Source organism: Clostridia bacterium, from assembly GCA_024685775.1.
GTDB lineage: Bacteria > Bacillota > Clostridia > Christensenellales > CAG-1252 > CAG-1252.
This window is the reverse complement of the sequence record JAIKVL010000016.1, coordinates 99,249-106,152: the sequence shown is the minus strand read 5'-3', so window position 1 is coordinate 106,152 and position 6,904 is coordinate 99,249. Positions and strand designations below refer to the sequence as shown.

The 6,904-nt window shown below is 52.9% G+C and carries 8 protein-coding genes; 4 read left to right on the top strand and 4 right to left on the bottom strand.

Features of this window, described 5'->3' with window-relative positions:
• The first annotated feature begins 43 nt into the window (after positions 1–43).
• A complete protein-coding gene (locus K5753_03565; GenBank protein MCR4726278.1) occupies positions 44–1,045 on the top strand; it encodes an alpha/beta hydrolase in 1,002 nt (333 codons plus the stop codon).
• Positions 1,046–1,112: 67 nt separating this feature from the next.
• Here the strand turns inward: K5753_03565 and K5753_03560 are convergent, their stop codons facing one another.
• From K5753_03560 to rpsT, 3 genes are read right to left on the bottom strand one after another with little or no spacing between them, the layout of a single operon-like run.
• Positions 1,113–1,640 (bottom strand): DUF4364 family protein, encoded by a 528-nt coding sequence (locus K5753_03560; protein ID MCR4726277.1) that lies wholly within the window; start codon positions 1,638–1,640, stop codon positions 1,113–1,115.
• A gap of 15 nt (positions 1,641–1,655) precedes the next feature.
• Positions 1,656–2,396: a hypothetical protein gene (locus K5753_03555; GenBank protein ID MCR4726276.1), complete on the bottom strand. Its 741-nt coding sequence runs from the start codon at positions 2,394–2,396 to the stop codon at positions 1,656–1,658.
• Positions 2,397–2,399: 3 nt separating this feature from the next.
• The gene (gene rpsT, locus K5753_03550; protein MCR4726275.1) at positions 2,400–2,666 is read right to left on the bottom strand and encodes a 30S ribosomal protein S20; all 267 of its coding nucleotides are present in this window, start codon (positions 2,664–2,666) and stop codon (positions 2,400–2,402) included.
• Between the two features lie 131 nt (positions 2,667–2,797).
• Between rpsT and gpr the strand changes: the two genes are divergently transcribed.
• Positions 2,798–3,550 carry a GPR endopeptidase gene (gene gpr, locus K5753_03545; protein MCR4726274.1) on the top strand — a complete coding sequence of 251 codons (753 nt, stop codon included), beginning with the start codon at positions 2,798–2,800 and terminating at the stop codon, positions 3,548–3,550.
• A gap of 1 nt (position 3,551) precedes the next feature.
• On the opposite strand, the gene K5753_03540 is transcribed toward gpr, so the two are convergent.
• On the bottom strand, positions 3,552–4,244 hold the full coding sequence (locus tag K5753_03540; GenBank protein MCR4726273.1) for a hypothetical protein: 693 nt from the start codon (positions 4,242–4,244) through the stop codon (positions 3,552–3,554).
• A gap of 161 nt (positions 4,245–4,405) precedes the next feature.
• Here K5753_03540 and K5753_03535 point away from each other — a divergent pair, with 161 nt between their 5' ends.
• Positions 4,406–5,803 carry an FAD-binding protein gene (locus K5753_03535; protein ID MCR4726272.1) on the top strand — a complete coding sequence of 466 codons (1,398 nt, stop codon included), beginning with the start codon at positions 4,406–4,408 and terminating at the stop codon, positions 5,801–5,803.
• Complete coding sequence (gene glf, locus K5753_03530; protein ID MCR4726271.1) at positions 5,800–6,900, top strand: UDP-galactopyranose mutase; 1,101 nt, start codon at positions 5,800–5,802, stop codon at positions 6,898–6,900. Before K5753_03535 ends, glf begins: the two co-directional genes overlap by 4 nt.
• The last annotated feature ends 4 nt before the right edge of the window (positions 6,901–6,904 follow it).

Sequence of the window (6,904 nt, the reverse complement as noted above, 5' to 3'; positions counted from 1 at the left end):
CTATCTTTCTCTGTTACTCGATAAATAAATGAAAACGGAAGAAATGAGACAATCGAAAAAGAGTATTGCCAAAAGGCTTTGGATCATTTTGGTGAGTATCGCGCTTGCCGTTACCTTTCTCGGCGGGCTGTCCGTCGGGCTTTCCCATGCGATCTACGGGCGATCTCTTGCCGCCACGGTTTATATGTGGAAAAAAGCGGCGTCGAAAAAGGAATGGACGTACGAGCAGGAGATTCAAAGACTCGAATCGGTCAAGGCGGCGCCCGAGGCAACCTATCAACTGCAAAAGAATTTCAAATTTACCTGCGGTCATGTCGTAAAAGAAGAAGCGGGAATGCAGGTCTATTACATCAATTCTTCGACGAAATCCGATCTCGTTTTGTTCTTTATTCACGGCGGGGCGTACGTCGCCGAGGCTTCGAAAGGGCAATGGGCGCTCCTCGATACCATCGCGAAACAGACAGGCGCGGAAGTCGTCGCTCCGATCTATCCGCTGGCGCCGCATCACACCTATGAGGAAGCCTATGAGAAACTTCTGACGCAGTATGCGGCGTGGCGAATGGATAACGCCGGAAAGACCGTCGTCTTCATCGGAGATTCCGCGGGCGGCGGGCTCGCGCTCGGAATGGCGCAGCGACTTCGCGATTCGGGCTCCGCGCTCCCTTCGAAAATGGTTTTGCTCGCACCGTGGGTGGATCTCGCGATGAATAATCCGAAAATCAAAAACTACGAAGCCGCAGATCCCGTCCTTTCGGTCGGATTCTTAAAGGCGGATGCCGAAGCGTGGGCGGGCGAAACAGACGTTTCGGACGGAAAGGTCAGTACGTTGAACGCCGACCTCGCCGGGCTTCCCGAAACGTTGATCATCCAAGGAACGGCGGATCTCTTTTATCCGGACGTAATGCTTCTCGTGGATAAGATGAAAGCGGCGGGCGTACCCGTAAAGACGTTGATCGGAAAAAACCTTCCGCACGTTTATTCCATTCTATCGGTTCCCGAGGCGCGCAAATCCGTTCGCGTGATCTGCTCGTTCGTGCAAGAATAAGTCCTTACGACAGAAGAAAAAATGCGTCGCAGAAGCGGCGCATTTTTTTCGTTTATTTGACTTTCGCTCAGCCGTCCAAGAGGTTGTCGCACAGCGCGCCGTAGACGGCGCCGGCGCGGGATTGCCAGTTTTTATGGATAAAGGCGGCGTTCTCGCGGCTTTCCACGACCATTTTCAGCTCGACGAGGGGCAGGTCGCTTCCCATTTTCAGGATCTTCAAGACGACGGTATAGGTCCCGTCGCTGTTTTTGAAATAATCGCTGACGTACTCTTGGCGGCGGCGGTAATCCATGCGGTGCGACTTGATGAAAGAATTGATCTCTTCGCGAAGGGAGATCGGGATCCTCGTGTAGAAATTCGCGAGGCACATTCTGCCGTCCGGCGTGATGTTATAAATCGTCTTGTTTTGGGAAAGGCGCTTATGGAAGAACCCGACTTCGTCGAGATCGAAGATCGCGTCTTTGCAGTCCATATAATTCATCCAGCTGTGGTCCGCCGTGCAAAGATCGGTAAGACTATCCTCTTCGAGAGGAACTTCCATCTTGTCCATGACGTACAAGAGAATGAGTTTGTTCAGCGTGGAATCCGTTGCCATAATGAATAATGAACCTTACAGGAGCGCGTAAAGCGCGAGAAATTCCGTTACGTCGGAGAATTTGCGCTCGGCTTTTTTGTTTCCCGCGAGCGCGATTTTGAGACCCGTCCAAACCGCTTTGATGATGCGGGGGTCTCCTTTTTCGAGGCTGTAATATAATCCGTCCGTCAAAAGAAAGAGGTCTTCCCGTTTCTTGGACGACAGCTTGTTATCCCCTTGAAAGACGGTGCGGAGAGAGGAGAGGACGGCGGCGGCTTGCTCTAAGACGCCTTCCGTGATCGCGGGGCTACGCTCCGCGTCCAAAGATCCTTCCGCCGAATCGATGTCGTACAAAAAAGATTGGCGAAACGCGGCGTGATAGGGGATCAAGACGCTTTCGCAAAACATTTTGTATTTTCGATTGTTATCGTTCGAGGGATAAAACTCGCGCAAAAAACCGGTGAGCGAGCGCTTTCCGTTGTCGAAATCGGAGAGAAGCCCCGTGACGAGCGCGATGATCCGTTTGTTGCTTTGGGGAAGAGTAAACGAAGAGCCGTACTCGGTTTCCGAGACGGCTTTTTCGAATTCTTCTTCGTAATTGACCCCTTTAACGCAGTCCGAAACGAACGCGTTAAGTTTGTCGCTGAAAATCAAGCATCTCAAAAGGTCGGTGATCGGCTTCTGCGTTATGATGAAATTGCTGTTGATCAACGCTTTTACGGCTTCGTCGAAAAGGCGAAACGCGTCTTCTTTCGTGTTGATTTTCACACCGGGCATAGATTACGCCTTGATGGAATTGAGTGACTTGTTCAGAGAAGCGATTTTGCGGGACGCGGTGTTGATATGATAGACGCCGTCGCTCTTGGCTTTATTGATAACGGAAACGGTGACGGGAAGAAGCGCTTCGGCTTGGGCTACGTCGCCCGCGGCGATCGCGGCGTTGAACTTCTTGATCGCGGTCTTGACTTCCGAACGGATGGACTTATTGCGAAGATACTCTTCTTTGGTGATAAGCACGCGTTTCTTTTGGGATTTGATGTTAGGCATTAAAATTTCTCCTTTCGGCGCGGTTCGCGCCTTTTATTTATGTTTTTAACGTAATATGTATTTTAGCATAGCCGCCCTTTGCTTTGCAATTATTTTTTGATAATATTTTTCATTTCTCGCAGTCTAAAACTATGGAACAATATGAAGAACTCGCTTCGGAAGCCGCCGAAACCTCGGAAACGGGCATAAAAACGGAGGAAGAAAGGATCGGAGAACGACTGTCGAGATTGACCTTTCAAGCAAAAGAGCCGTTCGCGTCCTTTTCTTCGATCCGCGGGAAAGGGGAATATCAGACGATCCTGATAAACGGAAATATTTTGGAATTATCCGAACTTTCCGAGGAAATTTCGCGTGCCGTCGCGGAGAGCGCGAGAAGGCTCGCGAAAGGGAAAATCGAAAGGATTCTCGCCGTCGGACTCGGGAATCCTTTCGCTGTCGCGGACGCTCTCGGGAGCGAAACGGTGAAGAGACTCGATCCCGCGAGAAAGGGAAAAGCGAGGTTTTTCATCCTTTCGCCGTCCGTTTTCGGGCTGACGGGGATCGAAAGCGCCGAGGTCGCGCGCGGCGTCGCAAGAGAAATCCGCCCCGACCTCGTCCTCGCGGTGGACACCCTCGCCACGCGGAAGGTCGAAAGGCTTTGTCGCGCCGTTCAGCTCACGGACGCGGGGATTTCCCCGGGCGGGGGCGTCGGAAACGAAAGGATCGGATTGACCGAAGAAACCGTCGGCGTCCCCGTCCTGTCCGTCGGCGTTCCGCTATTGTGTCACGCGCGTTTCGTGGAGCCGCTTCCGTCCTCTTTGGTCGTGACCCCGAAAGAGATCGACCTTTTCGTCGCGGCGTTTGCTTCCGCGCTTGCGAAAGGGATCGAAAAAGCGTTTGTTTGAATCAAAGAAGAGAGGAAAGGATCGCGGCGTATCGGTCGGTTTGACTCTTGCCGCTGAAAAGAAAATCGACGTTTTGACTCTTGACGTTCGCCGCGGGCAACACTGCTTTTGCGAGGTCGGCGAGCGCGTTTATACCGGAAAGGATCTTCGCCTTCGGGAGCGCTTTTCGAAAGACCGATCGCGCAAAGACGTAATGGGAGCAACCGAGATAGACGCTTTCCGCGTCCGCATAGGGCGCGAGGAGAGGCGAAAGATAGGCTTCGACATTCGTGAGATCGGGATAGTCCCCGTCGATCAACGCGGCGAGGTCGGGCGGCGTTAAAAGGGAAAGATTCTCGGAAAGTTTCGGAAGAAAGAGCGCGGTCGTCGGCGTCGTTAAAAGGAGGGATTTGCCGAGGCAGAATTCGGGTCGGGGAAGAAGCCCGAACGTCGGACCGACGAAAGCGTTCCGCGCGGCGTCGAGCGCGGCGGAAGAGAGGGTATTGCATCCGAAAACGAGGACGTTCGCCCCTCTTTCCCGCAAGATCTTTACCCCGCGGAGCGCGATCTCGCGAAGTTCGTTTTTGGTCTTGTTCCCATAGGGTAGGTTTTCCCCGTCCGAGAAATAGACGTAGTTTTCCGCGCATTTTCTTTTTACGAGCTCGGCGAGAACGCCGAGACCTCCGATTCCGCTGTCCATTACCCCGATCGTCATACATTACTATATGCGGCGGTTTTTCGTAAGTTGCTTTGGAATCTTCTTCCCGAGAATTCTCCGAAAAAAAGGAAATAGGTTGTTTTTTCGGTTTCCTTGTTGTATTATGTATAGCGGCGTGCGCTTCGGCGCACGCGCATAGAGATCGAAAGGAGCGAAAAATGAAAACCGATTATTTGATCATAGGCGCCGGACCCGCCGGCATATTTACCGCCATCGAGCTTTTGAAGCGCGGCTGCAAAGAGAAGATCACCTTCATCGAAAAAGGCGCGGCGATCGAAAAGCGCGCTTGCCCGAAGGCGAAGACCGGGAAATGCGTGAATTGCAAGAACTGCGCGATCACGACGGGATTTTCGGGCGCGGGCGCGTTTTCGGACGGGAAACTTTCCCTCTCGGCGGACGTCGGCGGCGATCTCCCCGATCTGATCGGATACGACACCGTTCAGGATCTGATCCATTACGCAGATTCGATCTATCTCGCGTTCGGCGCGGATAAAAAGATCGAGGGCGTGGACCATAAAGAAGAGATCAAAGAGATCCGCAAAAAGGCGATCCAAGCGGGCTTGAAGCTCGTCGATTGCCCGATCCGCCATATGGGGACGGAGAAAGCCCAGCAGATCTATTACGATATCGAAAAGTATCTTCTCGGCGAAGGGGTGGAAATGTTCTTCAACACCGAATGCACCGATCTCATCATCGAGAACGAGGAGTGTAAAGGCGCGCTCGTCCGTTTCGGCGACAAAGTCGAAGCCGTCGAAGCGAAAGAGGTCATCGTCTGCACCGGGCGTCGCGGCGCGTCGTGGCTCGAAGTTATGTGTGCGAAACACGGGATTTTGCACCAACCCGGGACGGTGGATATCGGCGTCCGCGTCGAGGTCCGAAACGAGGTGATGGAAGAGATCAACCGCGTCCTGTACGAAGCGAAACTCATCGGGCATCCGAAGCCTTTCAAAAACAAGGTCAGGACTTTCTGCCAAAACCCCGGCGGCTTCGTCAGCCAAGAGAATTACGACGAGAACCTCGCGGTCGTCAACGGGCATTCTTATAAAGAACTCAAATCCGAAAACACGAACCTCGCGATTCTTTGCTCGCATAACTTTACCCAGCCGTTCAATCAGCCGATCGAATACGCGAAAAAGGTCGGCGAACTGACGAATATGCTCGGAAACGGGAAAATGCTCGTCCAACGCTACGGCGATATTCTGGACGGAAAACGCACTTGGCCGAACGAACTCGAACATTCCAACGTCCGCCCGACCCTGAAAGACGCGGTCGCGGGCGATATCACCGCCGCGATGCCGTACCGTGCGATGCTTTCCATCATCAATTTCATCAAGAGCGTGGACGTTATCGTTCCCGGGTTCGCGTCGGACGAGACCCTTCTTTATTCGCCCGAACTCAAATTCTATTCGAATAAGATCAAGATGGACGAGAACCTCTCGACCTCGATCGGTCACCTGCATTGCCTCGGCGACAGCACGGGTTGGACGCGCGGTTTGATGATGGCGTCCGTTATGGGCGTCTATCTCGCGAGAAAGATCACGGAGGCGAAAGCATGACCTACGATTATCTCGTCGTCGGCGCGGGGCTCTTCGGCGCGGCGTTCGCTCGCCAAATGACGGACGCGGGGAAGAAAGTCCTCGTCATCGATCGCCGCCCGCATATCGCGGGAAACGTCTATACCGAGCGCGTGGACGGGATCGACGTCCATCGTTACGGCGCGCATATTTTCCATACTTCGAACGAGGAAGTTTGGGCGTTCGCGAACCGTTTCGCGGCGTTTAACGATTTTATCAATTCGCCGCTCGCAAACTATAAAGGCAAACTCTATCATTTGCCCTTTAATATGAACACGTTCCGCGAAATGTGGGGCGTGGAAACGGCGGAAGAAGCGAAAGCGATCATCGAAAAGCAGATCGCGGAGCTTCCGAAAACCGAGCCGAAAAACCTCGAAGAGCAAGCGCTTCGCCTCGTCGGGCGGGACGTTTTCGAGAAGCTCGTCAAGGGCTACACCGAAAAGCAGTGGGGCCGTCCGTGCAAGGAGCTTCCGGCTTCGATCATCAAAAGGCTTCCGCTCCGCTTTACCTTCGATAACAATTATTTCAACGACGTTTATCAAGGGATCCCGATCGGCGGCTATACCGAAATGGTCGCGAAAATGCTGGACGGGATCGAAGTTTTGCTCGGCGCGGATTACAAAGACTTCGTAAAAGGGCATCCGGGGATCGCGAAACGGACGGTCTACACCGGCGCGATCGACGAATTCTATTCCTACGAATTCGGTCCCCTCGAATACAGGAGTCTGCGCTTCGAGACGAAGACTCTGAACGAAAAAAGTTTTCAGGAGACCGCCGTCGTCAACTACACGGAAGCTTCCGTCCCGTATACCCGCATCATTGAGCATAAAAAATTCGAGTTCGGCGAAGGGGAAAAGACGATTATCAGCTACGAATTCCCGGAGACTTGGACGCTCGGGAAAGAAGCCTATTATCCCGTGAATAACGAGAAAAACCAAGCCTTGTACGAGAAGTACAAAAAGAAAGCCGAAAAGGAAACGGACGTTATTTTCGGCGGGCGGCTCGGCGAATATAAGTATTACGATATGGACGACGTTCTCGAATCCGCGCTTCGTCTTGCGGAAAAAGAAATGAATTAAAAGG

Bases quoted from the DNA above. Each gene is read 5' to 3' on its own strand.
- K5753_03535 (MCR4726272.1), top strand. From the start codon at position 4,406: ATGAAAACCGATTATTTGATCATAGGCGCCGGACCCGCCGGCATATTT.
- K5753_03560 (MCR4726277.1), bottom strand. From the start codon at position 1,640: ATGGCAACGGATTCCACGCTGAACAAACTCATTCTCTTGTACGTCATG.
- K5753_03565 (MCR4726278.1), top strand. From the start codon at position 44: ATGAGACAATCGAAAAAGAGTATTGCCAAAAGGCTTTGGATCATTTTG.
- gpr (MCR4726274.1), top strand. From the start codon at position 2,798: ATGGAACAATATGAAGAACTCGCTTCGGAAGCCGCCGAAACCTCGGAA.
- K5753_03555 (MCR4726276.1), bottom strand. From the start codon at position 2,396: ATGCCCGGTGTGAAAATCAACACGAAAGAAGACGCGTTTCGCCTTTTC.
- glf (MCR4726271.1), top strand. From the start codon at position 5,800: ATGACCTACGATTATCTCGTCGTCGGCGCGGGGCTCTTCGGCGCGGCG.
- rpsT (MCR4726275.1), bottom strand. From the start codon at position 2,666: ATGCCTAACATCAAATCCCAAAAGAAACGCGTGCTTATCACCAAAGAA.
- K5753_03540 (MCR4726273.1), bottom strand. From the start codon at position 4,244: ATGACGATCGGGGTAATGGACAGCGGAATCGGAGGTCTCGGCGTTCTC.